This is a genomic window from Nocardia jinanensis (assembly GCF_014645735.1).
Lineage (GTDB): Bacteria > Actinomycetota > Actinomycetes > Mycobacteriales > Mycobacteriaceae > Nocardia > Nocardia jinanensis.
The window spans coordinates 40050-63952 of sequence record NZ_BMMH01000003.1 but is presented as its reverse complement, the minus strand read 5'-3'; the positions used below and the strand labels follow the sequence as shown (position 1 = coordinate 63952).

22 protein-coding genes and 1 pseudogene are annotated in these 23903 nt (G+C 67.8%); 10 read left to right on the top strand and 13 right to left on the bottom strand.

All coding sequences use genetic code 11. The features are described from left to right. Nucleotide 1: 1 nt before the first annotated feature. Together IEY68_RS09035 and lspA are read right to left on the bottom strand one after the other, a co-directional pair. A complete protein-coding gene (locus IEY68_RS09035; RefSeq protein WP_062998302.1) occupies nt 2-928 on the bottom strand; it encodes an RluA family pseudouridine synthase in 927 nt (308 codons plus the stop codon). Nucleotides 929-1161: 233 nt separating this feature from the next. Further along, nucleotides 1162-1746: pseudogene (gene lspA / locus IEY68_RS09030) on the bottom strand (signal peptidase II); the annotation flags it as partial. A 217-nt stretch (nt 1747-1963) separates the two neighbouring features. Here lspA and IEY68_RS09025 point away from each other — a divergent pair. The 7 genes from IEY68_RS09025 (at nt 1964) to IEY68_RS08995 (ending at nt 8548) form a co-directional block, all read left to right on the top strand. After that, on the top strand, nt 1964-2857 hold the full coding sequence (locus IEY68_RS09025; RefSeq protein WP_062998315.1) for a hypothetical protein: 894 nt from the start codon (nt 1964-1966) through the stop codon (nt 2855-2857). A gap of 91 nt (nt 2858-2948) precedes the next feature. Beyond that, nucleotides 2949-3410: a VOC family protein gene (locus IEY68_RS09020; protein WP_062998300.1), complete on the top strand. Its 462-nt coding sequence runs from the start codon at nt 2949-2951 to the stop codon at nt 3408-3410. Between the two features lie 40 nt (nt 3411-3450). Next, complete coding sequence (locus IEY68_RS09015; protein WP_062998298.1) at nt 3451-4239, top strand: LytR/AlgR family response regulator transcription factor; 789 nt, start codon at nt 3451-3453, stop codon at nt 4237-4239. Then, the gene (locus IEY68_RS09010) at nt 4236-4604 is read left to right on the top strand and encodes a hypothetical protein (protein WP_062998296.1); all 369 of its coding nucleotides are present in this window, start codon (nt 4236-4238) and stop codon (nt 4602-4604) included. The genes IEY68_RS09015 and IEY68_RS09010 overlap by 4 nt, the downstream gene beginning before the upstream one ends. Before the next feature lie 42 nt (nt 4605-4646). Next, nucleotides 4647-6401, top strand: coding sequence for a sodium/solute symporter (locus IEY68_RS09005; protein WP_062998294.1), 1755 nt, complete (start codon nt 4647-4649; stop codon nt 6399-6401). Between the two features lie 162 nt (nt 6402-6563). Further along, a complete protein-coding gene (locus IEY68_RS09000; RefSeq protein WP_062998292.1) occupies nt 6564-6917 on the top strand; it encodes a DUF485 domain-containing protein in 354 nt (117 codons plus the stop codon). Further along, nucleotides 6914-8548, top strand: a complete 1635-nt coding sequence (locus tag IEY68_RS08995; protein ID WP_062998290.1) for a monocarboxylic acid transporter — start codon at nt 6914-6916, stop codon at nt 8546-8548. Before IEY68_RS09000 ends, IEY68_RS08995 begins: the two co-directional genes overlap by 4 nt. Before the next feature lie 104 nt (nt 8549-8652). On the opposite strand, the gene IEY68_RS08990 is transcribed toward IEY68_RS08995, so the two are convergent. Together IEY68_RS08990 and IEY68_RS08985 are read right to left on the bottom strand one after the other, a co-directional pair. Continuing rightward, nucleotides 8653-9834 carry a sensor histidine kinase gene (locus tag IEY68_RS08990; RefSeq protein ID WP_062998313.1) on the bottom strand — a complete coding sequence of 394 codons (1182 nt, stop codon included), beginning with the start codon at nt 9832-9834 and terminating at the stop codon, nt 8653-8655. A 453-nt stretch (nt 9835-10287) separates the two neighbouring features. After that, nucleotides 10288-10734: a hypothetical protein gene (locus IEY68_RS08985; RefSeq protein WP_062998288.1), complete on the bottom strand. Its 447-nt coding sequence runs from the start codon at nt 10732-10734 to the stop codon at nt 10288-10290. A 248-nt stretch (nt 10735-10982) separates the two neighbouring features. On the opposite strand from IEY68_RS08985, the gene dnaE reads away from it, so the two are divergent. Then, on the top strand, nt 10983-14534 hold the full coding sequence (gene dnaE, locus IEY68_RS08980; RefSeq protein ID WP_189094174.1) for a DNA polymerase III subunit alpha: 3552 nt from the start codon (nt 10983-10985) through the stop codon (nt 14532-14534). A 98-nt stretch (nt 14535-14632) separates the two neighbouring features. On the opposite strand, the gene IEY68_RS08975 is transcribed toward dnaE, so the two are convergent. From IEY68_RS08975 to IEY68_RS08965, 3 genes are all read right to left on the bottom strand, one after another. Then, the gene (locus IEY68_RS08975) at nt 14633-14947 is read right to left on the bottom strand and encodes a hypothetical protein (RefSeq protein WP_062998286.1); all 315 of its coding nucleotides are present in this window, start codon (nt 14945-14947) and stop codon (nt 14633-14635) included. After that, on the bottom strand, nt 14944-15453 hold the full coding sequence (locus tag IEY68_RS08970) for a YbaB/EbfC family nucleoid-associated protein (protein ID WP_062998284.1): 510 nt from the start codon (nt 15451-15453) through the stop codon (nt 14944-14946). Before IEY68_RS08970 ends, IEY68_RS08975 begins: the two co-directional genes overlap by 4 nt. Nucleotides 15454-15610: 157 nt before the next feature. Beyond that, nucleotides 15611-16225, bottom strand: coding sequence for a class I SAM-dependent methyltransferase (locus IEY68_RS08965; RefSeq protein WP_062998310.1), 615 nt, complete (start codon nt 16223-16225; stop codon nt 15611-15613). Between the two features lie 87 nt (nt 16226-16312). Between IEY68_RS08965 and IEY68_RS08960 the strand changes: the two genes are divergently transcribed. Further along, entirely contained in the window at nt 16313-16480 is a 168-nt protein-coding gene (locus IEY68_RS08960; RefSeq protein WP_081877120.1) for a DUF4236 domain-containing protein, read from the top strand. Nucleotides 16481-16516: 36 nt separating this feature from the next. On the opposite strand, the gene IEY68_RS08955 is transcribed toward IEY68_RS08960, so the two are convergent. The 5 genes from IEY68_RS08955 to IEY68_RS08935 all read right to left on the bottom strand — a co-directional run bounded on the left by IEY68_RS08955 (nt 16517) and on the right by IEY68_RS08935 (nt 22183). Further along, nucleotides 16517-17023, bottom strand: a complete 507-nt coding sequence (locus IEY68_RS08955) for a PNPOx family protein (protein ID WP_062998282.1) — start codon at nt 17021-17023, stop codon at nt 16517-16519. 18 nt (nt 17024-17041) lie between these two features. Beyond that, nucleotides 17042-17767, bottom strand: coding sequence for an amino acid ABC transporter ATP-binding protein (locus IEY68_RS08950; protein WP_062998280.1), 726 nt, complete (start codon nt 17765-17767; stop codon nt 17042-17044). A gap of 3 nt (nt 17768-17770) precedes the next feature. Further along, entirely contained in the window at nt 17771-19567 is a 1797-nt protein-coding gene (locus IEY68_RS08945) for an ABC transporter substrate-binding protein/permease (protein ID WP_062998275.1), read from the bottom strand. A gap of 69 nt (nt 19568-19636) precedes the next feature. Next, entirely contained in the window at nt 19637-20620 is a 984-nt protein-coding gene (locus tag IEY68_RS08940; RefSeq protein ID WP_189094173.1) for a phosphotriesterase family protein, read from the bottom strand. Nucleotides 20621-20899: 279 nt separating this feature from the next. Further along, nucleotides 20900-22183 (bottom strand): PucR family transcriptional regulator, encoded by a 1284-nt coding sequence (locus IEY68_RS08935; protein ID WP_062998273.1) that lies wholly within the window; start codon nt 22181-22183, stop codon nt 20900-20902. 196 nt (nt 22184-22379) lie between these two features. Here IEY68_RS08935 and IEY68_RS08930 point away from each other — a divergent pair, with 196 nt between their 5' ends. Next, nucleotides 22380-22931 carry a hypothetical protein gene (locus IEY68_RS08930; RefSeq protein WP_062998271.1) on the top strand — a complete coding sequence of 184 codons (552 nt, stop codon included), beginning with the start codon at nt 22380-22382 and terminating at the stop codon, nt 22929-22931. A gap of 28 nt (nt 22932-22959) precedes the next feature. Here the strand turns inward: IEY68_RS08930 and IEY68_RS08925 are convergent, their stop codons facing one another. Continuing rightward, nucleotides 22960-23820: a helix-turn-helix domain-containing GNAT family N-acetyltransferase gene (locus IEY68_RS08925; protein ID WP_062998269.1), complete on the bottom strand. Its 861-nt coding sequence runs from the start codon at nt 23818-23820 to the stop codon at nt 22960-22962. Nucleotides 23821-23903 lie beyond the last annotated feature (83 nt).

The window sequence follows — 23903 nt, the reverse complement described above, 5'->3', positions numbered from 1 at the left end:
GTCAGGCGTCGCGCAGGACGCGCAGCGCGTTCGTGAGATCGTCAGGGTATTCGCTGGTGATCTCCAGGTAGCGGCCATCCGCGGGATGCTGGAAACCCAGTGCCCGGGCGTGCAGCCACTGGCGTTGCAGTCCCAGTCGTTCGGCCAGCCGGGGGTCGGCGCCGTAGGTGAGGTCACCGCAGCACGGATGCCGGATCGCGGAGAAGTGCACCCGGATCTGATGGGTGCGGCCGGTTTCCAGGTGGATATCGAGCAGGCTCGCCGCCTGGAACGCTTCCACCGTGTCGTAGTGGGTGACGCTGGGCCGCCCGTCGGAGGTCACCGCGAACTTCCAATCGTTGCCGCGGGCCCGGCCGATGGGGGCGTCGATGGTGCCGCTGCTGGGGTCGGGGTGGCCCTGGACCAGGGCGTGATAGCGCTTGTCCACGGTGCGCTGTTTGAACGCGCGTTTGAGCACGGTGTAGGCATGTTCGGACTGCGCCACCACCATGACTCCGGAGGTGCCGACGTCGAGGCGGTGCACGATGCCCTGCCGTTCGTGGGCGCCCGAGGTGGAGATCCGGTAGCCGGCCGCGGCCAATCCGCCGACGACGGTGGGGCCACTCCACCCGACCCCGGTGTGTGCGGCGACGCCGACCGGTTTGTCCACGGCGACGATATCGTCGTCGGCGTAGAGGATTTTCATACCTTCCACCGGCTCGGCTTCGATGCTCAGTTCGCGCCGGGGTTCGGGGAACACCACTTCCAGCCAGGCTCCGGCGGTGAGCCGGTCGGATTTGCCGGCGGGCAGGCCGTCGAGTTGTACCGAACCGTCCTCGGCGAGGGCCGCGACCGCGGTCCGGGACAGTCCGAGCAGCCGCGCGAGGCCGGCGTCCACCCGCATCCCGTCGAGGCCGTCGGGGACGGGCATCGTCCTGGTCTCTCTCATGCGGCGGTCTCCTTGCTGTCGGTGGCCTTCCCGGCGGTATCACCCTGGGCAGGGGGCTTCCCGGCCGCGGCACCTCCGGGTGCGGTGCTTCCGGTCGCCTCGTCTCCGGGCGCGGCGGCTTCCGGAGCAGGGGCGGTCACGGTGTCCTTCAGCGCGGAATCATCGGCGGAGCTGTCCCGTCCGGTGCCGGGGCCCTCGGCCGGATCCGGTGCGGAGTCGCCGGCCGGTTCGCTCGCGGCGCCCGTTTCCGCCGTGGCCTTGTCCTTGTAGCGGGTGCCGTCCGGTTCGAAACCGAAGACGGTGAGCGCCACCAGCAGGATCGCCCCGCACACGATCGACGAATCGGCCACGTTGAACACCGGCCACCAGCCGACCGAGACGAAGTCCACCACATGACCCTGCAGCGGTCCGGGCGCACGGAACAGCCGGTCCATCAGGTTGCCGAGTGCGCCACCGAGGACTCCGCCGAGGCCGATGGCCCACAGGGGCGAGCGCAGGGTGCGGCCGATACGCAGTACCCCGATCACCACCGCGGTCGCGATCAGGGTCAGCAGCCAGGTCATACCGGTGGCCATGGAGAACGCCGCGCCCGGGTTGCGTACCAGGACGAGTTCCACGACGTCGCCGACGAGGGAAACCGGTTCGCCGGGCCGTATCCGCGCGACCACGATCACCTTGGTGACCAGGTCGAGCGCGAACAGCGTCGCGGCGACCAGCAGCAGGAGCCGCAGGCGCTGCCGGGGCTGCGCGCCGGTGCCGCCGGGGCGGTCGGGGTCCTGCTCTGGCGTACGCCGGTCCTCACTCACGCCGACCATCATCTCTCGAGGTGGATCGACGCAGTACCGTGGGCACCCGCGCGTATCCGGCCGGGCCGGTCGCCGGGGCATGTCACGGCCGGGCGACCCGGTATCCGGGGCGAGTGCCGGAAGTTCCTCGCGATGTCCCAGCCCACACTCAGGTACGCCTCGTAGGCTGTCGGTCGTGACGGTGTTGTGTTCGTTCCCCACGCCCCGCCTGGCGAGGTCCAGAGTGCTGATGGTGGTTCTCGCGGTAGGGCTCACCGCTTTCGGTTCCGGCTGCGGCGACGGCGGCGACTCGGGAGCCGAGGCCGACGGCACCGAACCGCTGGGGATAGGTAACGAGGTCACGGTGCCGATCGCCGCGGCCATGGTCACGACCGTGGATCCCGGCGAGGAGCCCCGATCGCTGCTGCGCCCCTCCTACTACAACGGCACGATCCAGGCGGTGACGCTGCGCACCGATCACCGTATCCAGCAGCAGATCGATTCCCAGCAGGTACGTGATTTCTCCAGTCCGGCGCTGACCATCCCGATGACCGCCACCACCGATTCCGGCGGTGTGGAACTCACCCTCGGATCGGTGACGACCCCCGATCCGGCGCTGTCGGAGGCGCTGACCGCCGCCGATGGCACGCACGCCGGTTTCGAGATGAGTGAACTCGGCGGGATCACCGCGCTACGGCTGGCTCCCGCCCCGGATACCTCCAATTCGGCGCGGGCCGCGCTCGAGCAGGCCTTCTATCAGGCGGTCTACCGATCCGTCACCTTCCCGGACGAACCGGTGGGGGTGGGCGCGGTGTGGCGGGTGCAGCAGACCGTCGGTGGCGGCGTCGACCTCGACCAGGTCACTACGGCCACCCTGGTGGCCCGCGACGGCGGACGGTTGTCCATCCGGCTCGACGTCACTCAGACGCCGAAATCGAATATCTGGGATCTCCCGAACGAGGCCGGAACCCTCGATATCGAGGACTACGCGATGCAGGGCAGCGGCGATATCACTGTGGATCTGGGGCTGCCGCTTCCGATCGCGGGCTCGATCTCGATCGGCGGCCACCAGGTCTACCGCGACCCGCGGACCTCGACAGTGCTTCGTCAAGCCATCGAGACGAACGTCAGCTGGGGCGGCTGACGGCCCGGCCGTGTCCGTCCACGACCTGCGATAGGGGCCGGGCATAAGCTCGGAGGTGTCCGACAATCGCTCCGAGACCGGAGGTCCTGTGATGTCCGATGTCCCGCCTGTCCCGGCAGGCTATCCCACTATTTCCCCAGGTCTGGCGATCGCCGGGGCCGCCGACGCGGTGGAGTTCTACAAACGGGTGCTGGGGGCCACCGAGCGGATGCGGGTCCCGGGGCCCGACGACACCGTCATGCACTGTGAACTGCTGATCGGTAATTCGGTGCTGATGCTCGGCGACCCGGCCCCGGATATGGCGTTCCGAGATCCGCACTCGATCGGCGGTACCCCGGTCAACCTCTATGTCTATCTCCCGGATATGGACGCGGCGCATGCCGCCGCGCTCGCCGGGGGCGCTACCGAGATCAGCGCTCCGGAGACCCAGTTCTACGGTGACCGGACGGCGTCGTTCGTGGACCCGTGGGGTCATCAGTGGACCGTCGCCACCCATGTCGAGGATATCGAACCCGAGGAGATGCAGCGGCGGATGGACCAGCTGGGGTCCTGAACGACCGTACCGGTCCCGCGGCCCGCCATCGATGACTAGCATGGTCGAGTCGAAGGAGCAGGAAGGGTCTGGCGTGATGCGGGTGCTGGCCGTGGACGACGAGCAGCCGGCGCTGGACGAGTTGCTCTATCTGCTGCGCGCCGAACCCGCGGTGACCGAACTGCACGGCGCCGCCGACGCGACCGGCGCGCTGCGGATACTGCGCGCGCACGGGGCCGACGCGGTTTTCCTGGATATCAATATGCCGGGGCTGGACGGTATGGAGCTGGCGGGTGTCCTCGCCGAATTCGTGAACCCGCCCGCCATCGTCTTCGTCACGGCACACGAGGATCACGCCGTGGCCGCGTTCGATCTCGGCGCTGTGGACTATCTGCTCAAACCGGTGCGCCGGCAGCGCCTGGCCGCGGCCGTGCGGCGGATCGCCGAACGTCGCGCCCGCACCGAACCGGATCCCGGGTCGGAACCGGGCGGGAGTCACGAGGTCATTCCGGTGGAACTGGGTGGTGTCACCACGCTGGTGCACCGGTCGCAGGTGAACTGGGTGGAGGCCGAGGGCGATTACGCCCGGCTGCACACCGATACCGGCTCGCATCTGGTCCGTATCCCGCTGTCGGCGTTGCAGGAACGCTGGCGCGACGATTTCCTGCGGGTACACCGGTCGTATCTGGTGGCTCTCGGCCGGGTGACCGGTCTGCGCACGGTGGGGTCGGGCACGTTGGTCTGTCTGCGCGGGGCGCAACGGGTGGAGCTGCCGGTGAGCCGCCGGCAGGTGCGCGAACTCAAACAACGGTTGGTGCACGGACCGCATCCGTCGCCGGATCGGCGATGATCGGCCCCGCGCCGAGGCCCCCGCGCCGGCGGGTGGTGCTCGCCGAACGCCGCGGCGCCCGCCGGGTCCGGACCAGGGTGGAGGTCGCCGAGCAGACCGAGATCGGGGAGGCCCTGATCAATGGACTGATCCGCGCGCAGCTGGGTCTGGCTCTGAGCTGCGGGCTGGTGATCGCGCTGCTCCTCGCGGCGCTCCCGCTGCTGTTCGGCGTGACGGCGGTGGCCGAGACCGTGGTGCTGGGGATCCGGCTGCCGTGGCTGGTGCTGGGCGGAGCCGCCTACCCGCTGCTGTGGCTCACCGGCCGGGTCTACCTGCGGTTGTCCGAGCGCAACGAGAACGATTTCCTCGAGCTCACCGGTGATTGAGCAGGCCGTACCGGCGCCACAGCGGATGCGGGGGCCGGGGCGGTGAACGCGTCCGGTCTGACAGTGGTGGCGCTGCTCGCCGCGGCGCTGGCGACTGTGGTCCTCGGGGTCTACGGCGTGCGGTGGGCACGGACAACCTCCGATTTCCTGGTGGCCTCGCGCAGCGTGGGCCCACGCTGGAACGCCGCCGCGGTCTCCGGTGAGTACCTCTCGGCCGCATCATTTCTCGGCGTTGCCGGGTTGATCGCCAAGTACGGCGCCGACGCGCTGTGGTATCCGGTGGGTTTCACCGCGGGCTATCTGGCGCTGCTGCTCTTCGTGGCGGCACCACTGCGGCGCTCCGGCGCCTACACTGTGCCCGATTTCGCCGAGTTCCGGTGGGGTTCACCGCGGTTGCGCCGGCTCGCCGCCGTGGTGGTGGTGCTGGTGTGCGCGGTGTACGTGATCCCGCAGTTCCAGGGTGCCGGGCTGACCCTGCGGATTCTGCTGGGGGTGCCCGGCTGGGTCGGTGCGGTGGCAGTGGCGGTGATCGTGGTGGCCAATGTCGTATCCGGGGGTATGCGGTCGATAACCCTTGTGCAGGCCTTCCAGTACTGGCTGAAGCTGACCGCGGTGGCGTTGCCGGCTTTGGTACTGCTGGTGCATTTCTTCGCCGCCGACCGGCCGGACGGTGATCGCGAGCTCGGCGCCCCGGCGCCGCCGACGGTGAGCGAACAGACCACGGTCGAGGTGACCACACCGGTGGTCGTCCAATTGGCCGTGCCGCAGTGGGCGGCGGTACACGGTGTGCTGGACGGCGGTGCGGTGGACGGCCCGGTGCTGCTGTCGGCCGGCACCCACGAACTGGACCGGGACACCCGGCTGGTGCTCGAACCGGGTGCGGCGGTGCCGGTGGTGGCCGGAGCCCCGGCCGACGGTGCGCACTGGCTGCTGCCCGGCGGCGGTTTCGCCGGACCCCATCCGCGATATCAGGTGTATTCGCTGATGATCGCCACCTTCCTGGGGACCATGGGGTTACCCCATGTACTGGTGCGTTTCTATACCAACCGCGACGGGCGGGCGGCCCGCTCCACGGCGGTCGCGGTGATCGCGCTGGTCGGGACCTTCTACCTGTTCCCCGTTCTGCTCGGTGTCTTCGCCCGGCTCTACGTGCCGCAGCTGCTGATCACCGGAACCTCCGACGCGGCAGTACTGTTGCTGCCCTCGTCGGCGCTGGCCGGACTGCCCGGACAGCTGCTGGCGGCGCTGGTCGCGGCGGGCGCCATGGCGGCCTTCCTATCCACTTCGTCGGGGCTGGTGGTGAGTATCGCCGGTGTGCTGAGCACGGATGTGCTGCGCGGCCGGATCCGTGATTTCCGGGTCGCGGCGGTGGTCGCGGGCGCGGTACCGCTGGCCCTGTCGTTGGGGGTGGCCTCGCTGGATCTGTCGCGCACGGTGGGGCTGGCGTTCTCGCTCGCGGCCGCGACGCTGTGCCCACTGCTGGTTCTGGGGATCTGGTGGCGGGGTCTCACGGCGGCGGGTGCGGCGGCCGGATTGACGGCCGGTGGGCTCGTGGCGGGCGCGGCGACCCTGGTCTCGGTGCTGGGCGGTGTTTCCGGCGAGCTGGCCGATGGTTGGCCCGCGGCACTGCTCGGCTATCCCGCGGCGGTCGCGGTGCCGCTGGCCTTCGGGACGATGGTGCTCGTCAGCCGCTTCACCCCGGGATCGCCGGGGGTGCGCCGGGCCTTCGTCCGGATGCACGCCCCGGAGCGGCTGGGGATGGGCGCGGATCGGGTGCCCGGATACCGGCCGGACTGATCGCGGGCCGCGTTCGCACCCGACCGTTCATCGCGGCACCGTGACCGCTCACCGCACACTTACCCACCTCTGCCGAGTGACCCCCGTCACAGGGGTTCCGGGATGCCGCCGGACGGCTACCTTCTGCACAGGTAATACACGTCACATGGTGAGGGACCCGGCATGACCGAAATCGATCTCGACGACAGCGGCGGGCGGGTCACACCACCGCCCGATTTCGTCGCCGCGCAGAACAGTCCGGAGTTCCAGGAACTCCGTAACAGGCTGCGCCGCTTCATCTTCCCCATGGCAGCTCTATTCCTGCTCTGGTACCTCGGATACGTCCTGCTCGGCGCCTACGCGCACGATTTCATGGCCACCCGGGTATTCGGTGAGGTCAATATCGGACTGCTGCTCGGGCTGGGCCAGTTCGTCTCGACCTTCGTGATCACCGGCCTCTACGTCCGGTTCGCCAACCGGGAACTGGACCCGCGGGCCGCAGCGTTGCGCGCCGAACTGGAAGGAAACCGGTCGTGATCTCGCTGTACGCCGCCGACGCCGCGGTCGGAAACCCGGTTGCCAATATCGCCATCTTCGCGGCGTTCGTCGTGGTCACCATGATCGTGGTGTTCTGGGCCGGCCGTAATACCTCCGGCGCCACCGACTATTTCACCGGCGGCCGCGGTTTCACCGGACCGCAGAACGGAATCGCCATCGCCGGCGACTACCTGTCCGCGGCGAGTTTCCTCGGGATCGCCGGAGCCATCGCGGTCTACGGCTACGACGGCTTCCTGTATTCGATCGGATTCCTCGTCGCCTGGCTGGTGGCGCTGCTGCTGGTCGCCGAGATGCTGCGCAACACCGGCAAATTCACCATGGCCGATGTGCTGAGCTTCCGGTTGAAGCAGCGGCCGGTGCGTACCGCGGCCGCGATCAGCACGCTGGCCGTCTCGCTGTTCTATCTGCTCGCGCAGATGGCCGGCGCTGGTGGACTGGTGGCGCTGCTGCTGGACGTGTCCAGTAAGACCGGCCAGGCCGTGGTGATCGCCGTGGTCGGTCTGCTGATGATCGTGTACGTGCTGGTCGGCGGCATGAAAGGCACCACCTGGGTGCAGATCATCAAAGCGGTCCTGCTCATCGCGGGCGCCGCGGTGATGACCGTGATGGTGCTGGCGAAATTCGGATTCGACCCGTCGGAGATCCTCTCCGGCGCGCAGAGCGCGATCGGCGGTTCCGACAACGCGAAGGTGGCCGCCCGCGATGTGCTCGCTCCGGGAGCGCAATACGGCGGCAGCGAGATGTCGAAACTGAACTTCGTCTCGCTCGGCCTGGCGCTGGTACTGGGCACCGCGGGCCTGCCGCATGTGCTCATGCGCTTCTACACCGTGCCGACCGCCAAAGAGGCACGGCGCTCGGTGGTCTGGGCGATCGCGCTGATCGGCGCCTTCTACCTGTTCACCCTGGTGCTCGGCTACGGCGCGGCCGCGATCGTGGGACCGGACCGCATCCTCGGCGCGGCCGGCGGGCAGAACGCCGCGGCACCGCTGCTGGCCTTCGAACTGGGCGGAGTCGTCCTACTGGGCATTATCTCGGCGGTGGCGTTCGCGACGATTCTCGCTGTGGTCGCCGGTCTCACCATCACGGCGTCGGCCTCGTTCGCGCACGATATCTACGCCAATGTCATCCGGCACGGCAAGGCCGACGATGCCGCACAGGTCCGGGTCTCCCGGATCACCGCGGTGGTGATCGGGATCCTGGCCATCGCGCTGGGCATCCTGGCCAACGGCCAGAACATCGCCTTCCTGGTGGCACTGGCCTTCGCGGTCGCGGCCTCGGCGAATCTGCCGACGATCCTGTACTCGCTGTTCTGGCGGCGTTTCAACACCACCGGCGCCCTGTTCAGCATGTACGGCGGGCTGATCTCCACGGTGGTGCTCATCGTGTTCTCCCCGGCGGTTTCCGGCTCCTCGACGGCGATGCTGCCGGACCTCGATTTCGACTGGTTCCCACTGTCCAACCCGGGGATCGTGTCCATTCCGCTGGCGTTCGTGCTCGGTATCGTCGGCACCTACCTCGGTGGCAAGGACACCGAGGACCCGGTGAAGGCCGCGGAAATGGAGGTGCGGGCGCTGACCGGCGTCGGCGCCGAGAAAGCGGTCGCGCACTGAAATCTCCTACCCGGATGCCGCGGCGGCGTCCGGGTAGGGCAGTTCTCGGTGCAGGCCGGCCGGTCCCCGCTCTGTGAGGGTGAGCGGGGCCCGGCCGTTCCGCTTCACGGCCTGATTCCGGGCCGGAATTTGGGCACCCGCATACTCACTTTCGTCCCGGCTCCGGGGGCGGTGTCCACGACCAGCCCGTAATCGTTTCCGAACGCGGCGCGCAGCCGGTCGTCCACGTTTGCCAGGCCGATATGCGCGCCCTCCGCGGATACGGCTCCGGCCGCGTCCAGCGACCAGGACCGCAGCAGGTCGGGGTCCATCCCGGCGCCGTCGTCCTCCACACTCAGCACACAGTCGGTACCGGTGTCGAGCGCTTCGATGGTGACCGTGCCGCCGCCGGGCGTGGCCGCCAGGCCGTGCCGCACGGCGTTCTCCACCAGCGGCTGCAATGCCAAGAAGGGCAGCGTCACACCGAGCACCTCGGGAGCGATCCGCAGGCGCACCTGTAGCGCCTGCCCGAACCGGGCGCGTTCGAGTTCGAGATACCGCTCGATATTGCTGAGTTCGTCGGCCAGCACCGTGTACTCCCCGGCGTCCCGGAACGAATACCGGGTGAAATCCGCGAAATCCAGGATGAGTTCGCGGGCCCGATCCGGGTCGGTACGCACGAACGAGGCGATGGTGTTGAGTGCGTTGTAGATGAAATGCGGGCTGATCTGTGCCCGTAGCGCGCGCACCTCGGCGCGGTCGAGCCGGGCGCGGGAGGCGTCGAGCTCGGCCAGTTCCAGCTGACCGCAGGCATATCGAGCGACTTCGGCCAGGGCGCCCAGCGCGCCGGGCCCGGGCCGGCTACCGGTGACCATCCCCAGCGCCCCCACGACGGTGCCGCTGTCGCTGAGCAACGGCTGGGTGACCAGGGTGCGTCCCGGATGATCGGTATCGGGCAGCTGCGCCAGCACGGGCCGCTGCGTCGCGACGGCTCGCCGGGCCGTACCGGTGAACTCGGCCGCCAGTATCTCGTGGGTGCCGTCCCAGGCGAGAAGTTCACCGTCGGGATCGCTGACCCCGAACCCCTCGGCCCCGACCAGCGCCCGCAGATGCGGCGCGGCCTCGTGTGCGGACTCCCGGGTGAGACCCCGGCGTAGCGGCCGGGCTGCCAGGGAGGCGGTGTGCAATGCCGTGTGCACGGCGCGTTCGGCGGGTGTGGTAACCATTCGCCGGGGTCGAGCCCAGATCAGCAGCGCCGCGGCGATGAGTACCGCCGCACCGGATACGGTGAGCAAGGTCGCGGTCATCGCTGTTCCCGTCCCGGCCGTCCCGCCGTTGTACCGATCGCCCGGTCCGCCGATCTTCCGCGCCGCCGCATCGGATATCACCGTGACTCGGACGAAATGCTACGAGCCGGCTCGCGGGCGTCCGCGGTGACCCGGCGCCGCCCAGACCCGAACGACCCAGCTCGTCCGTGATACGGCACGAGCCGGGTCGTCGGAAACCGGGGTGAACAGGCCCGCCGTCATCGATACGACCCGGCTCGCCGGTGTGGGCCGGCCATCGTCTCATGCTTCCCGCGGCAACCGCCATTGCCGCGAGAAACCTTCTCCGGAAGCGATGACCGGCCCGCACCGGCGAGCCGAGGTCTGGAACCCGGCATCGCGATCGCGCCGGGTAGGAGGTCGATGGACGGTCGGTCGGGGACGCCCGGTACGGTCATACCGAACGGTCCGGGTGCTCTCTGCGTGGGCCGGTGATCACCCCTGGTATTTCTCGACGACGAAGTCCACGGACCCCGATTCCGGAATATGGGCCGCGCCGACGGAGACGGTCGCGGTGAAGCGGCCGATTCCGGGATGGAACAGGGATGAGCGGCCGTCGTTCATCCAGTAGCCGGGACCGTTCGCGGTCCGGGTGGTCGACCCGGTTTCGCCGGTATCGAGGTTGCGCCAGTTCAGGGTGACCGGCAGGCTGCACGAACCGACGCCGAACATGATGGTCGAGACGGTGAACGACGCGTGCTCGGGATAGCCGGGGCCCTTGACCGAGGTGTCGACCTGGGCCACGCACGGTCCGTCGGTGAGGGAGTAGACGGTCTGGAACGAACCGCCGTCGGCCGCGGCGGGCGCGGCGGTGGCCACCAGCGTTCCCACTGCCAGTGCCGCGGCCGCGGGCAGCAGGAGAGCGGTAGTACGTGCTGTCATCGTTCACCTCGCTGGTCGATCGTGCGTTTGCGGGGGTCGATCATGGTGTGGTCATCCGCCGGACGGGACGCGGCACGACCCTACCAGTGACCGAGCGTGCCGGTGGCAGAATCGGTTTCCCGCGCCCGGCGTCCGGTGCGACACGCCCGGTCCCCGCGGGCACGCCCATCCCGCGCCGAACCGGTCGGACCGTGCGCATAAACTCGCTACACCAACCCCCGCCGAGCCATTGGGAGGAAGGACAGATCTTGGCCGCCTCGTCCGGATTCGTTCATCTGCACAACCACACCGAGTACTCGATGCTCGACGGTGCCGCCAAGATCTCACCGCTGTTCGCGGAGGCCGACCGTCTCGGGATGACCGCCGTGGGAATGACCGACCACGGCAACATGTACGGCGCGGCCGAGTTCTACAACTCGGCGAAGAAGGCCGGTATCAAGCCGATCATCGGGATCGAGGCCTATATCGCGCCCGGCTCCCGGTTCGACACCAAACGTATCCAGTGGGGCGATCCGAGCCAGAAGAGCGACGATGTCTCCGGCTCCGGCGCCTACACCCATATGACCATGGTCGCCGAGAACGCGACCGGCCTGCGGAATCTGTTCAAACTGTCCTCGCTGGCCAGTATCGAGGGCCAGCTCGGTAAATGGGCGCGGATGGACGAGGAGCTCATCGCCGCGCACGCCGAGGGCATCATCGCCACCACCGGCTGCCCGTCGGGGGAGGTACAGACCCGGCTGCGACTGGGGCACGAGCGCGAAGCGCTGGAGGCCGCCGCTAAATGGCAGGAGATCTTCGGCCGCGACAATTTCTTCCTCGAGGTGATGGACCACGGTCTGTCCATCGAGACGCGGGTCCGCCAGGGCCTGATCGAGGTCGGCCGGGCGCTCGACATCCCGCCGCTGGCCACCAACGACTGTCACTACGTCACCAAGGAACACGCGCGCAACCACGAGGCGCTGCTGTGCGTCCAGACCGGTAAGACCCTGTCCGATCCCACCCGGTTCAAATTCGACGGTGACGGCTACTTCCTGAAATCCGCCGGCGAGATGCGCGCGCTGTGGGATGCCGAAATACCCGGTGCCTGCGACAACACCGTCTGGATCGGGGAACGGGTCCAGTCCTACGCCGAGGTGTGGGAACACCGCGACCGGATGCCGGTCTTCCCGGTACCCGAGGGCGAGGATCAGTCCGGCTGGCTGCGCAAAGAGGTACACCGCGGCCTGGAACGGCGTTTCCCGAGCGGGGTGCCGCGTGAGTACACCGAACGCGCCGAATTCGAACTCGACGTGATCATCGAAATGGGTTTCCCGGCCTACTTCCTGGTGGTCGGTGACCTGATCAACCATGCCCGCGAGGTCGGTATCCGGGTCGGCCCCGGACGTGGGTCCGCGGCCGGATCGCTGGTCGCCTACGCGATGGGGATCACCAATATCGACCCCATCCCGCACGGGCTGCTGTTCGAGCGCTTCCTCAATCCCGAACGCGTCTCGATGCCCGATATCGATATCGACTTCGACGATCGCCGCCGCGGTGAGATGGTCCGCTACGCGACCGATCGCTGGGGGAGTGACCGGGTGGCCCAGGTCATCACCTTCGGCACCATTAAAACCAAGGCCGCCATCAAGGACTCCGCGCGTGTCCAGTTCGGCCAGCCCGGGTTCGCCATCGCCGACCAGATCTCCAAGGCGCTGCCGCCGCCGATCATGGCGAAGGATATTCCGCTGTCGGGGATCATGGACCCCGAACACGAGCGGTACAAGGAAGCGGCCGAGGTCCGCGATCTCATCGGCAGCAATCCCGATGTCGCGAAGATCTACGAAACCGCCCGCGGCCTCGAGGGCCTGATCCGCAATGCGGGCGTGCACGCCTGCGCGGTCATCATGTCGTCCGAGCCGCTGATGGACGCGATCCCGCTGTGGAAGCGGGCGCAGGACGGCGCCATCATCACCGGCTGGGACTATCCGTCGTGCGAGGCCATCGGCCTGCTGAAGATGGACTTCCTGGGCCTGCGAAATCTCACGGTCATCGGCGACGCGCTCGACAACATCTCGTCCAATCGCGGTATCGACCTCGATATGGACAATCTGCCGCTCGACGATCCCGCCACCTACGAATTGCTCTCGCGCGGGGACACTCTCGGCGTCTTCCAGCTCGACGGTAGCGCCATGCGCGATCTGCTGCGCCGGATGCAGCCCACCGGCTTCGAGGATATCGTCGCGGTGCTCGCGCTCTACCGCCCCGGCCCGATGGGCATGAACGCGCACAACGACTACGCCGACCGCAAGAACGGCCGTCAACAGGTCAAACCGATCCACCCGGAGCTGGAAGAGCCCCTGAAAGAGATCCTCGCCGATACCTTCGGCCTGATCGTCTATCAGGAGCAGATCATGCAGATCGCGCAGAAGGTCGCCGGGTATTCGCTCGGCCGAGCCGATATTCTCCGCCGCGCGATGGGTAAGAAGAAGGCCGAGGTACTCGAGGCCGAATTCGAAGGCTTCGAAGCCGGTATGCAATCCAACGGATTCTCCAAACCGGCGATCAAGGCATTGTGGGATACGATTCTTCCGTTCGCCGGATACGCGTTCAACAAATCGCATGCCGCCGGCTACGGGCTCGTCTCCTTCTGGACCGCCTATCTCAAGGCCAATTACAAGGCCGAATACATGGCGGGGCTGCTCACCTCGGTCGGTGACGACAAGGACAAGGCCGCGATCTATCTCTCGGATTGCCGCAAACTCGGAATCACCGTGCTGCCGCCCGATGTGAACGAATCGGAGACCAACTTCGCCTCGGTCGGCGCCGATATCCGGTTCGGGCTGGGCGCGGTGCGCAATGTCGGCCAGAACGTCGTCAATTCGATCATCAACGCCCGCACCGAGAAATCGAAGTTCACCGATTTCTCGGACTATCTGAACAAGATCGATACGGTGGCCTGCACCAAGAAGGTCACCGAATCGCTGATCAAGGCCGGCGCGTTCGACTCGCTGAATCATCCCCGCAAGGGCCTGCTGCTGGTGCACTCCGACGCGATCGACGCGGTCATGTCCACCAAGAAGGCCGAGGCCATCGGCCAGTTCGATCTGTTCGGCGGAATGGACGACGACAGCGGAGATTCGGTGGCGTCGGTATTCGATGTGAAGGTCCCCGACGAGGAGTGGGAGAGCAAACACCGCCTCGCCCTCGAGCGCGAGATGCTCGGCCTCTATGTGTCCGGCCATCCGCTCAACGGGGTCGATCATGTGCTCGCGGCCCAGGCCGACACCCAGATCCCCACCATCCTCGAGGGCGATATCAAGGACGGCACCCAGGTGACCGTCGGCGGCATCCTCGCCTCGGTGAATCGCCGGATCAACAAGAACGGTCTGGCGTGGGCCTCGTGCCAGATCGAGGATCTCACCGGTGGGATCGAGGTGCTGTTCTTCCCGCAGGCCTACTCCGTGTACGGCATGGATGTGGTGGAGGACGCCGTGGTGCTGGTGAAAGCTCGGGTCTCCATGCGCGACGACCGGATCTCACTCATCGCCAACGACCTGGCCGTACCGGATCTATCGGCGATCGGGGTCGCGAAACCGCTGGCGGTGACCATTTCCACCCGGATGTGCACCCCCGACAAGATCGGCGAGTTCAAGCGGGTGCTGTCGCGGCATCCGGGGACCTCGGATGTCCACATCCGGCATGTGGGTGCCCGGGAGAAGACGACTCTGCTCAAACTGGACGACAGTCTGCGGGTGGAGCCGTCGTCGGCGCTCATGGGTGACCTGAAGGCCCTGCTCGGCCCGGGCTGCCTGGCGAGCTGAGCGCGGCGGCGGTTGTCGCCGCCGCACGGCCTCTTCCCGGCAGGTCGAGCCGGGCGTTCGTCACAGGAAGGCGGAACCGGCGGGACCGCCGCTGAACGCTACTGCGCGGCCTGTTGCACTCCCGTGGAGTTGTTGTCGTCCTGAACGCCGAAGTCCGTCGCGACCGCGCCCACTCCGTCGCCCACCCCGTTCACCGCCTGCTGTAGCAGGTCGAGACCGGTGAGGCCTTCGGCGGCGGCCGGCGAATACTTACCGGCGAACTCCTGGCCGATCTCGTCGGCGCCCCAGCATTCGCCCTCCGCCTCGATAACCGCGCGCGCGGCCCGCACTGCGTCGGCGACCTTGTCCGCCACCCTGGTGATCGCGGGGCGGCTCGCCTGCAGGGCTTCCTCGTCGACCCGGATGGTGCTCATCGGCCGCCTTCCAGATAATCGCGGTTGCGGTAGAACTCGTCTTCTTCCTCCCGGCCCATCGGGGCGGCGGGCTCCGCCTCGGTGACGGGATCGGGAAAGAGTTCGCCGGTCAGCGTTTTGATACTCGGCATACCGGGGGCGATATCCGGCAGATCCGGGATTTCGCCCGCCATCTCCTGTATCGGCGCCCAGGCCTCCCGGGAGAGGTCGCCCGCCTGCCGGGCCGCCTGCTGCACCGCCTCGAGGATCGAACGGCCGAGTTTCTCCGGAGTGGACCGTTTGAACGCCTCGGGGGTGAGATGCACCTCCACCGGCACCCCCGCGGTGTTGGCATCGATCCGCACCAGGTTGTCCGCCGACCAGACGCTCACTGTGGTGGCCGCGAGCCGCTGCCGCACCTCCGCCATGGCTTCCCGCTGCCGCTCGAACGTACTCAGCAGCTGATCCACACTGTCGCGCAACATTCCGGTGGCCGCCCGGGTGGCCGCGCGGTCGTCACTGCTCATCGATCCCTCATTTCCACGGAACTCCCGCCCTACCCTTCGACGCGCCGCGATGCCGAACGGTTCCGGCGCACTCGTCCGAATTCGGTCGGGTCGAGATATATCACTGTGCCGCGCCCGGTTGCCGGGCGGCGACGGAGAACCAGCTTCCGCGAGAAGCTCAGGGGCTGACGACCACACCCAGCGACTGGGTATCGATGAACGCTGGTCCCCGCCCCCGGAATACCTCCAATACACGGATACCGAAACCCGCCGTTTCGAGGAGCGCGCGGATGTTCCTGTCCAGATGGCAGCCACCCGCGATGCGCTGCTGGAGCGGGTCGAGGCGGTGTTGCCAGCGCTGCACCGACGGATCGGGGGCCAGGCCGTGCTCGACGAAATGCAGAGTGCCGCCGGGCACCAGTACTCGCCGTATCTCGCCGAGCGCGGCCTCGATATCGGGGATGGTGCACATCGTCCAGGTCGACAGGGCGGTATCGACACTGCTGTCCGAGAACGGCAGCGACTGCCCGTCCAGGCCCGCGCGCTCGATCGGGACCCGCGATGCGGCGCGACGCGGGGCCGATAACTTCCAGCCGAGGTCCGCCGGTTCGACGGCGCTCACCGATACCGTCGCATCGGAGTAGAAGGGCACATTCAGTCCGGAGCCGAAGCCGAGTTCGACCACCCGCCCCGACAATCCGGCGCAGACCCGCTCGCGCAGCGGCTCGTTGGCCTTCATCCCGCAGGCCACGTTCACCAGACGCGGCACGAATCGATCGCGATAAATACCCACATCCTCCACTCTCGCACCGCTGACCAGCGAAAGCCATGGGGACTCACCCTGATCCGTTACTCTGGGGCAGAGCTAGGGAGGTCGCTCATGCCCATCAGGTTCCGCAAACGCCAGTCCTTCGGACCGCTGAAGCTGAATTACACCCAGTCGGGTCTGTCCTCGTGGAGTATCAAGATCGGCCCGTGGTCGTGGAACTCCCGGACCAAGAAGAACAGCGTCGATCTACCGGGGCCACTGAGCTGGCGCCAGCGTTGATCGGTCCGGTCGCGGTGCCCCGCGGCCGGAAACGGATCATCGGACCGGGCGCAGTTCGATCACTACACCGCCCTGCTGCCAGGTCTGGTAGATATCGGCCTTGTTCGGATTGCCCTCGGCATCGAAATCGATGCCGTTGTAGTCCGCGTTGGTCTTGTTGTCGCGGGCGATGATCTCGAACAGCCGCAGCACCTCGTCTGCTTCGGTGTGCACGATCGGGTCGAACTGCTCGGGACGCCCACCGCGGGTGATGGTGAGCGGGGTACCGCTCGCCAGATTCTTCACCCACGGGCGCTGTGCCGTACCGATCAGCAGCGTCTGTCCGTGCGCGGTGTAGGCGACCGGGATGTCGTATGTGTTCCCGGATTTGCGGCCCACCACGTGCAGGGTGGCCAGCCGTTTACCGACCACCCCCGACAGGCCCGGTATCCGTAGCAATGTGCGGACCATCCGGTTGGTCGCCCCCTGGGCCCGGCCGATGGGCCGGGGCCCGCTGGTGGTCGGTGTGCCGTAGGGGTTCGCCGCCGGGGAGTCCTCGCTCATGGTTCCAGTATCGTCGCGTCAGAGCACCTGGTCGAGAAACCTTCGCAGCCGCGGAGTTCCGGCCCTGTCGAACAGGGCGTCCGGGCTGCCGGATTCCACCACCAGCCCGCCGTCCATGAACACCACATGATCGGAAACGCTGCGGGCGAAACCCATCTCGTGGGTCACCACGATCATCGACATACCGCCCGCAGCCAGCTCCGACATCAGCGCGAGCACACCTTTGACCAGCTCCGGGTCCAGTGCGGAAGTGGCCTCGTCGAAGAACATGATGTCCGGTTTCATGGCCAGCGCCCGCGCGATCGCCACCCGCTGCTGCTGGCCGCCGGAGAGATTCGCGGGCCGGGAATCGGCCTTGCCGATGAGCCCCACCACCTCGAGCTGTTCCAGTGCCAGTGCGCGCGACTCTTCTTTGGACAGGCCGCGCAGTTTGCGCGGCCCCAGCGCGATATTGTCGGCCACCGTCCGATGCGGGAACAGATTGAACTGCTGGAACACCATTCCGATGCGCTGGCGGAGCCGGTCCGGGTTCTCGGTGAGCACCGACTCGCCGTCGAGCAGGATGTCACCGGAATCGGGTTCGTGCAGCCGGTTCAGCACCCGCAACAGGGTGGATTTCCCGGAACCCGACGGGCCGATCACCGTCGTGGTCTTCCCCGCGTCGACATGGACATCCACCCCGCGCAGGATCTGGTTGCCGCCCAGCCGCAGGTGCAGGCCGGTGCCGGTCAGTGAGGCGCTCATCGGTTACCCCCGGCCTTCGGTGATGGTGGCCTGTTCGACCGGGTCGATCGGCTGATCGGGCCGCCCGGTGCGCATCCGCCGGTCGATGTAGTTCACCAGATGGGTGAGCGGGATGGTCAGCAGCAGATAGACCAGACCGGCCGCCACCAGCGGCGACAGGTTGCCGGTCTGGGCATTGAGATCGCGGCCGACCGCGAACAGTTCGCGCTGGGTGGCGAGCAGGCCGAGGAAGTAGATCAGCGACGAATCCTTGATCAACGCGATGAACTGGTTCATCAACGCGGGCAGCACCCGGCGGACGCCCTGCGGGATCACCACCAGCGTCATCGCCTGCCGGTACCCGAAGCCGATCGCGCGTGCCGCCTCCAGCTGGCCCGGTTCCACCGATTGGATACCGGAGCGGAAGATCTCGCCGATATAGGCCGAGGCCAGCAGAGCCAGTGCCACCGCGCCGAGCCAGTAGGGGTTGTTGCCGGTGAGTCCGCTGACCACCGGGCCGATACCGAGGCCGATGAGCAGGATGATGACCACCGCGGGCAGACCGCGGAAGATATCGGTGTACACCCGGGCCGGCCAGCGCAGCCAGCGGGTGCGCGAGATACCGGCCACCGCGAGCAGCATGCCGATCACAGTGCCGAGCGCGCCGGAGACCAGGGCGAGGATCAGCGTATTGGGCAGCCCCGTCTTGAACAGGTCCGGTAGGGCCTGCCGGTAGAGCGACCAGTCGAAGAAGGTCTCGCGTAGCTGTTGCAGGGTCGATTTCGGTGCCTGCGCCGTCTGCTCCTGCGGTGCGCGTTCGGCGGCGATCGCGGCGAAATCCGGTAGTTGCGGGGCGGGCGCCGCCTTCGAACCGGGCTTCCAGCCGGGCGGCAGTTCCCGCGGCACCCAGTCGCTGTAGAGCCGGGCGTAGGTGCCGTCGGCGATCACCGCGTCCAGCCCGGAGTTGAGCGCGTCGATCAGCGGCTTGTTGTCCTTCGCGACCGCCCAGCCGGCGAAATTGTCCAGGCTGAACGAATTCTGTACCACCGAGGTCGCATCACCCGGCGCGATCGCGCCCTCGGCCTGCGCCGACGGGGCGACCCAGGCGTCCACCTGACCGGTTTTCACATTCGCGTAGGCGGTGTTGTAGTCGGGGAACTTCACCGGGTCCAAGCCCAGTTCGTTGACCACGTACTCGTCCTGAACCGTGCCCTGCACCACCGCGACCCGGGAACCGGGACCGAGATCGGCGAACCCGTGCACCGGGCTGCCGTCCTCGACGACCAGCGAGAAGTAGCCGAAATCGTAGCCGTTGGTGAAACCGACCATCTCACGCCGGGCGTCGGTGGTGGTGATATTGGACGAGCCGACATCGAACCGTTTGCCCGCGACCTGGGCCAGCAGCCCGGCGAACTCGGTCCCGGAGAACTCGACCCGCAGGCCGATCTTCGCGGCCACCGCACGCAGCAGCTCGTTGTCGAAGCCGGTGAAGGCGCCGGTGGAGTTCACGCAGATACTCGGCGGCGCGTCGGAGAGGGTGCCCACGCTGAGTACGCCCGGCTGGATCAGCCCCAGCCGGGAGATATCCACCGATCCCGGGGGCGCGGTGGATTCGGTGGTGAACCGGTCTTCTTTCCCGGCGCCCGGGGCGGTCAGGTTCGCCGGTGCCGCGGTGGCCGCCTGCGGTCCCGGTGGTGCGCACAGGTCACGGGTGGCGCTGTCACCGCCGCCGCCACTGCCGCACGCCGTCGCCAGCACGGCGACGGCGAGCAGTAGCGCGGCGAGCAGCGCACGGGCGCGCGGAACGGGCAGACCAGGCATGATCGACCACCCTAGCTTCCGGCCCGATCCGGGTCGGGAACCGGTCGGAGTGTGGCTACCCGGACCGGGTCACCCGGCTGCGAAGAAGGTGCGGGGCACCTCTACGAGCATCGTCTGCAATTGCTTGTCCTCGATGCCGCGATCGAGGACATAGGGAAAGACGTCGTCGAACAGGTGGGTGTAGTGCCACTGCGGCAGCACGGCCGCGCGGGTGGCCGGTTCCATCCAGTCGATATAACAGCTGGCGTCCTGCGAGAGCACCATGCGCTCGGCGTAGCCGCGGCGCACCATTTCGATGAGGGTGTCGGCGCGCGCCTCGAAGGTGGTCTCCAGGTTGATTCCGAAACGATCCATCCCCAGGACGAAACCGGCGTCCGCCAGCGCGGTCAGATAGTCCAGATCGGTGGTGTCGCCGCTGTGTCCCAGCACGATCCGGGTCGGGTCGACGCCCTCCTCGGCGCACATGACACGTTTGACCTCGAATCCGGTCCCCGATTCGGGGTGGGTGTGCACGGTGATCGGTACACCGGTCTCGTGATGGGCCCGGGCCACCGCCCGCATCACCCGTTCGACACCGGGCGTGAGTCCCTCCGCGTCGATCGCGCATTTGAGCATGCCCGCGCGGACACCGGTTCCGGCGATACCGTCGCGGATATCGCCGACGAACATATCCACCATCGGATCGGGTACCTGCGTGCCGACAAATGGGTCGAGCGCCGGACCCCGATAGTGGAAGAAGAACGGGACATCGTTGTAGGTGTAGAGACCGGTGGCCACGATCAGCTGCAGCGGAACCCGTTTCGCGATCTGCGCGATACGCGGGATATAGCGGCCCAAGCCCACCACCGTGGGGTCCACGATCGTGCGTACTCCGGCGTCGTAGGCGCTGGTCAGCTGCCGGACGGCGTCCTCGATCCGTTCGTCCTCCGAGCCCCATTCCTGCGAATAGTTCTGCTGTACATCGGAGCTGAGTACGAAGACGTGTTCGTGCATCAGCGTGACACCGAGGTCGGCGGTGTCGACGGTGCCGCGGACGGTCTGGATCGAGGGCACGGAGACTCCTGAAATGGGCAGCGCGCAGCGCGACGGCGCCGGCACGACGGATGGGATCGGATCCGCGAACCATCGGTGGTGAGCGCGGCGATACGGTTGCCGGTGAACCATCTACTCAGGTGGATGCCGGTTTCCGGGGATAACTGAACCCTACGGCGCGACCTGTGTGGCAGACCATATTCCGGCCGCATGAAAGCTCGGCCGGCATTTGTGCGCACAGCACAGTGCTCGCGGATCACACTGTCGTGCGGCGGTGATCGCGCTTCGGCGGGAGCCGGTTCAGCTCGGGGCCGTGTCCTTGCGCAGCACCGCGGTACCGAGCAGATGGGTCGCCTGCAGTGCCAGTCGCGGATACAGATCCGCACCAGGGGTATCCGTGCTCACGCCGATGAGGTCGAGTGCCTGCCGAACGCGGTATTGGACGGTATTGCGATGGATGGCCAGCCGGGTGGCGGCCGCGGCGTAACTGCGGTTCCCGGCGAGGAATACGCGCAGCGTTTCCCGCAGCCAGAGATTGCGCTCGTTGTCCACCGCCAGTTCGCCGAGTTGGTCGGCTACGAATTCGCGCAGCGTATCGATATCGTCGGCCAGCAGGGCGACGGCCGACACCTCGGGATAGGAGATCACCCGCGCGCCGTGCTCGCCGCTCAGCAGCGCGAGCCGGCGTACCCGGTCGGCCTGCTCGGCCGTCCGCCGGAATCCGGCTACGCCGGTGTTGTAGTCGCCGATGGCCACCCGAACCGGTAGCGCGCGATCGGACAACAGTCGTTCGATCGCCGCGCTGTCGACGTGCGGCTGCTGCGGTAGCGCGAACCACAACCGGGCCTCGTGTTCGTCCACCGGGATCAGCAGGGTCCCCTGTGCGCGCTCGAAGACGGTGGCCAGCGCCGTCCGGAGATGGTCGAAGACCTCCACCGAGGTGGCGGGATCGATATGTGGATCGGTCCAGGTACCGACCGCGAGATGGCCGCGGGACAGCGGGTACCGTAGCGCCTGCTCGGCGGCGTCGGTATCGCTGGTCGTGCCGTTGAGGAGCCGGGTGACCCACTGCTGACGCAAGCCGCCGCGGTTGCCGACCCAGCGGTCGCGTTCCTTCTCGTAGGCGGCACCGACCTGCTCGCAGACCCGATCGATATAGACCGAGGTGCGGTTGACGATATGCACGATCGCCGAGGTGGTGACCGGACCGCCGCCGCCGAATTCGATCGCATACCGCATCCCGGTGTCCAGGAACCCGGCCTGGCCCACCCGGTACGCCCGGATGAGCGCGGAGGCCGGGACATCGCGCTGGGCCAGTATCCGGGCGTACACGAGAGCCCGTTCCGGAGCCCGCACATCGTCCTCGGCGGCCTCGTTCTGCAGGAACTGCAGAACCTCCATCAGATTGTCCGTGGTGCCCGCTTCCATCAGTTCGCGCAGCCGCTCGTCCCGGTCCAGGATCGGCACCTGGGTGCGCATCAGGTGCGACAGTTCGTCGACGAACTGGTCCCGGTCCCGGAGGAATGTCTGCGCGACCAGTCCGACCACCTCTTCGGTGCTGTGCGGCACCTGCTGTTGTTCCACCGGATAATGATCGCGCGTGGGCGGAGCGGGCGCCGATCGGGCGCCGACCCGAGGGTGTGCGGGTTCTGTACCGGTGGCGCCGCGTAACCCGGTGCCGCGCCTGTCGCGGACCGATAGAGTCGGCGGACAGGCGGCCGGGCCGGTATACCGGGCAGCGCGCTCGTTGTTGGTGGATCGAATCGGTACAGGGGACTCCATGAAGATCGCCGCCGGCGCGCCCGGATGGTACGACGCATGCTCACCGGACGAACGCGCCGCCACGGTGGCGCTGGCCGTGTCCCGGTGGAAATGGGTGGTGGTGTGGTCGGGGATCACCGGCGCGGGCCTCGTCCTCGCCGTATTCGTGTTGATCGCCGGACTGCTCCCGTTGCGGTGGCCGCCGTCCGCGGTGCCGGGCGCGGTGCTCGCGGTGGCCCTGTGCTCCCTGGCGCTCGACCTGGCCGTACTCCTGGTGAACGGAATCGCGTGGCAGCGGGTCCGGCAGGTGTTCGCCGGTACCGCACCCGACGAGGTGGTGCGGCCCTTCCGCCGGCTGCGGTGGCTGCCCACCTCACTGATCTCGCTGTTCGGGACCGTCGCGATGCTGATGGTCGGGATCTATCCACTCGCCCGTTTCGGCGAGGCGGGCTTCGCGGGCATGTCCGTCGCCGACTGGTCGACCGCCGGGGTCGCGGTGCTCTGCGTGCTGTGCGGATTGTCGACCATGTGGTTGAAGGTCGTTCTGCGGCCGATCCACGCCGGACGGTAGCAGCCCGGCGCGGATCGGCCCGCGAGCCTCAGTTCAGCGGGCTGCGCCGTTCCAGCAGGACGGCGTCGCGCCAGCGTCCCTCCGACCGGCCGCTGCGCTCCCGGATCCCGACGGTGCGGAAGCCCGCCGCGTGGTGCAGCGAGATACCGACCCGGTCTTCCGGGAAGACGGTGGTCTGCAGGGCACGCAGCCCCGCGTCCTCGGCGGCCATGACCTGGCGCCGGAGCAGCGCGGTACCGATGCCGCGGCCTTCGAGCTCGTCGGCGACCATGACGCAGCTGTCGGCGACATCGCGATAGAACTCGTGACCCGAGACCGGGGTCAGCGCCGCCCAGCCCACGATCCGTCCGCGAGCCTCGGCGACCCAGCGGTGCCCGGGCAACCATTGGCGGTCCAGTGCGTCCCGGTCGGGTGCGTCGGCCGCGACGACGGTGGGGTAGGAGATCCCGCGGGCGGCGTAGATGGCGCGGACGGGCTCCCAGTCGGCGTCGGTCATCGCCCGGACGGTGACATCGCGGGGCAGATCGTCGGGGCAGGGTGGCTGAGGCGTGAGGATGCCCATCACCGCGTCCGCGGTATGCGGCAGTTCCGTGCAGCGGTGCGGGTTGACGGTGACGAGAGTGGCGGTGCCTTCTTTGTGTACTGTCACGAACCCGGCGTCGGTGAGTTTGCGGACATGATGGGAAACGGTGGGCTGTCCGATACCGAGCGCTTCGGCGATCTGCCCGATATGGATCCCGGCGGGGCTCGTGGCGACCTGGTGCAGTAACCGGACCCGTGTCGGGTCGGCCAGGCAGGAAAACCAGCCTGCGTAGACGGTCGCGTCGGCGACCGGGAGCGCGTCACCGCGCACCTGGTCCCGCACGACCGGCGGTTCCAAGGAGGTCATGTGGCCACTATATCGACGGAGGATATTCGATCCGAGAAAGTCGTCTTTCAGATGTTTATCCAGTGTCGTCGATATTGCCGCGC

Bases quoted from the DNA above. Each gene is read 5' to 3' on its own strand.
- IEY68_RS08925 (WP_062998269.1), bottom strand. From the start codon at position 23,820: ATGACCTCCTTGGAACCGCCGGTCGTGCGGGACCAGGTGCGCGGTGAC.
- IEY68_RS08945 (WP_062998275.1), bottom strand. From the start codon at position 19,567: ATGCCTGGTCTGCCCGTTCCGCGCGCCCGTGCGCTGCTCGCCGCGCTA.
- IEY68_RS09035 (WP_062998302.1), bottom strand. From the start codon at position 928: ATGAGAGAGACCAGGACGATGCCCGTCCCCGACGGCCTCGACGGGATG.
- IEY68_RS09020 (WP_062998300.1), top strand. From the start codon at position 2,949: ATGTCCGATGTCCCGCCTGTCCCGGCAGGCTATCCCACTATTTCCCCA.
- IEY68_RS08930 (WP_062998271.1), top strand. From the start codon at position 22,380: ATGAAGATCGCCGCCGGCGCGCCCGGATGGTACGACGCATGCTCACCG.
- IEY68_RS08970 (WP_062998284.1), bottom strand. From the start codon at position 15,453: ATGAGCAGTGACGACCGCGCGGCCACCCGGGCGGCCACCGGAATGTTG.
- IEY68_RS08985 (WP_062998288.1), bottom strand. From the start codon at position 10,734: ATGACAGCACGTACTACCGCTCTCCTGCTGCCCGCGGCCGCGGCACTG.
- IEY68_RS09010 (WP_062998296.1), top strand. From the start codon at position 4,236: ATGATCGGCCCCGCGCCGAGGCCCCCGCGCCGGCGGGTGGTGCTCGCC.
- IEY68_RS08975 (WP_062998286.1), bottom strand. From the start codon at position 14,947: ATGAGCACCATCCGGGTCGACGAGGAAGCCCTGCAGGCGAGCCGCCCC.
- IEY68_RS09025 (WP_062998315.1), top strand. From the start codon at position 1,964: ATGGTGGTTCTCGCGGTAGGGCTCACCGCTTTCGGTTCCGGCTGCGGC.
- IEY68_RS09000 (WP_062998292.1), top strand. From the start codon at position 6,564: ATGACCGAAATCGATCTCGACGACAGCGGCGGGCGGGTCACACCACCG.
- IEY68_RS08990 (WP_062998313.1), bottom strand. From the start codon at position 9,834: ATGACCGCGACCTTGCTCACCGTATCCGGTGCGGCGGTACTCATCGCC.
- IEY68_RS09015 (WP_062998298.1), top strand. From the start codon at position 3,451: ATGGTCGAGTCGAAGGAGCAGGAAGGGTCTGGCGTGATGCGGGTGCTG.
- IEY68_RS08950 (WP_062998280.1), bottom strand. From the start codon at position 17,767: ATGAGCGCCTCACTGACCGGCACCGGCCTGCACCTGCGGCTGGGCGGC.
- IEY68_RS08960 (WP_081877120.1), top strand. From the start codon at position 16,313: ATGCCCATCAGGTTCCGCAAACGCCAGTCCTTCGGACCGCTGAAGCTG.
- IEY68_RS08955 (WP_062998282.1), bottom strand. From the start codon at position 17,023: ATGAGCGAGGACTCCCCGGCGGCGAACCCCTACGGCACACCGACCACC.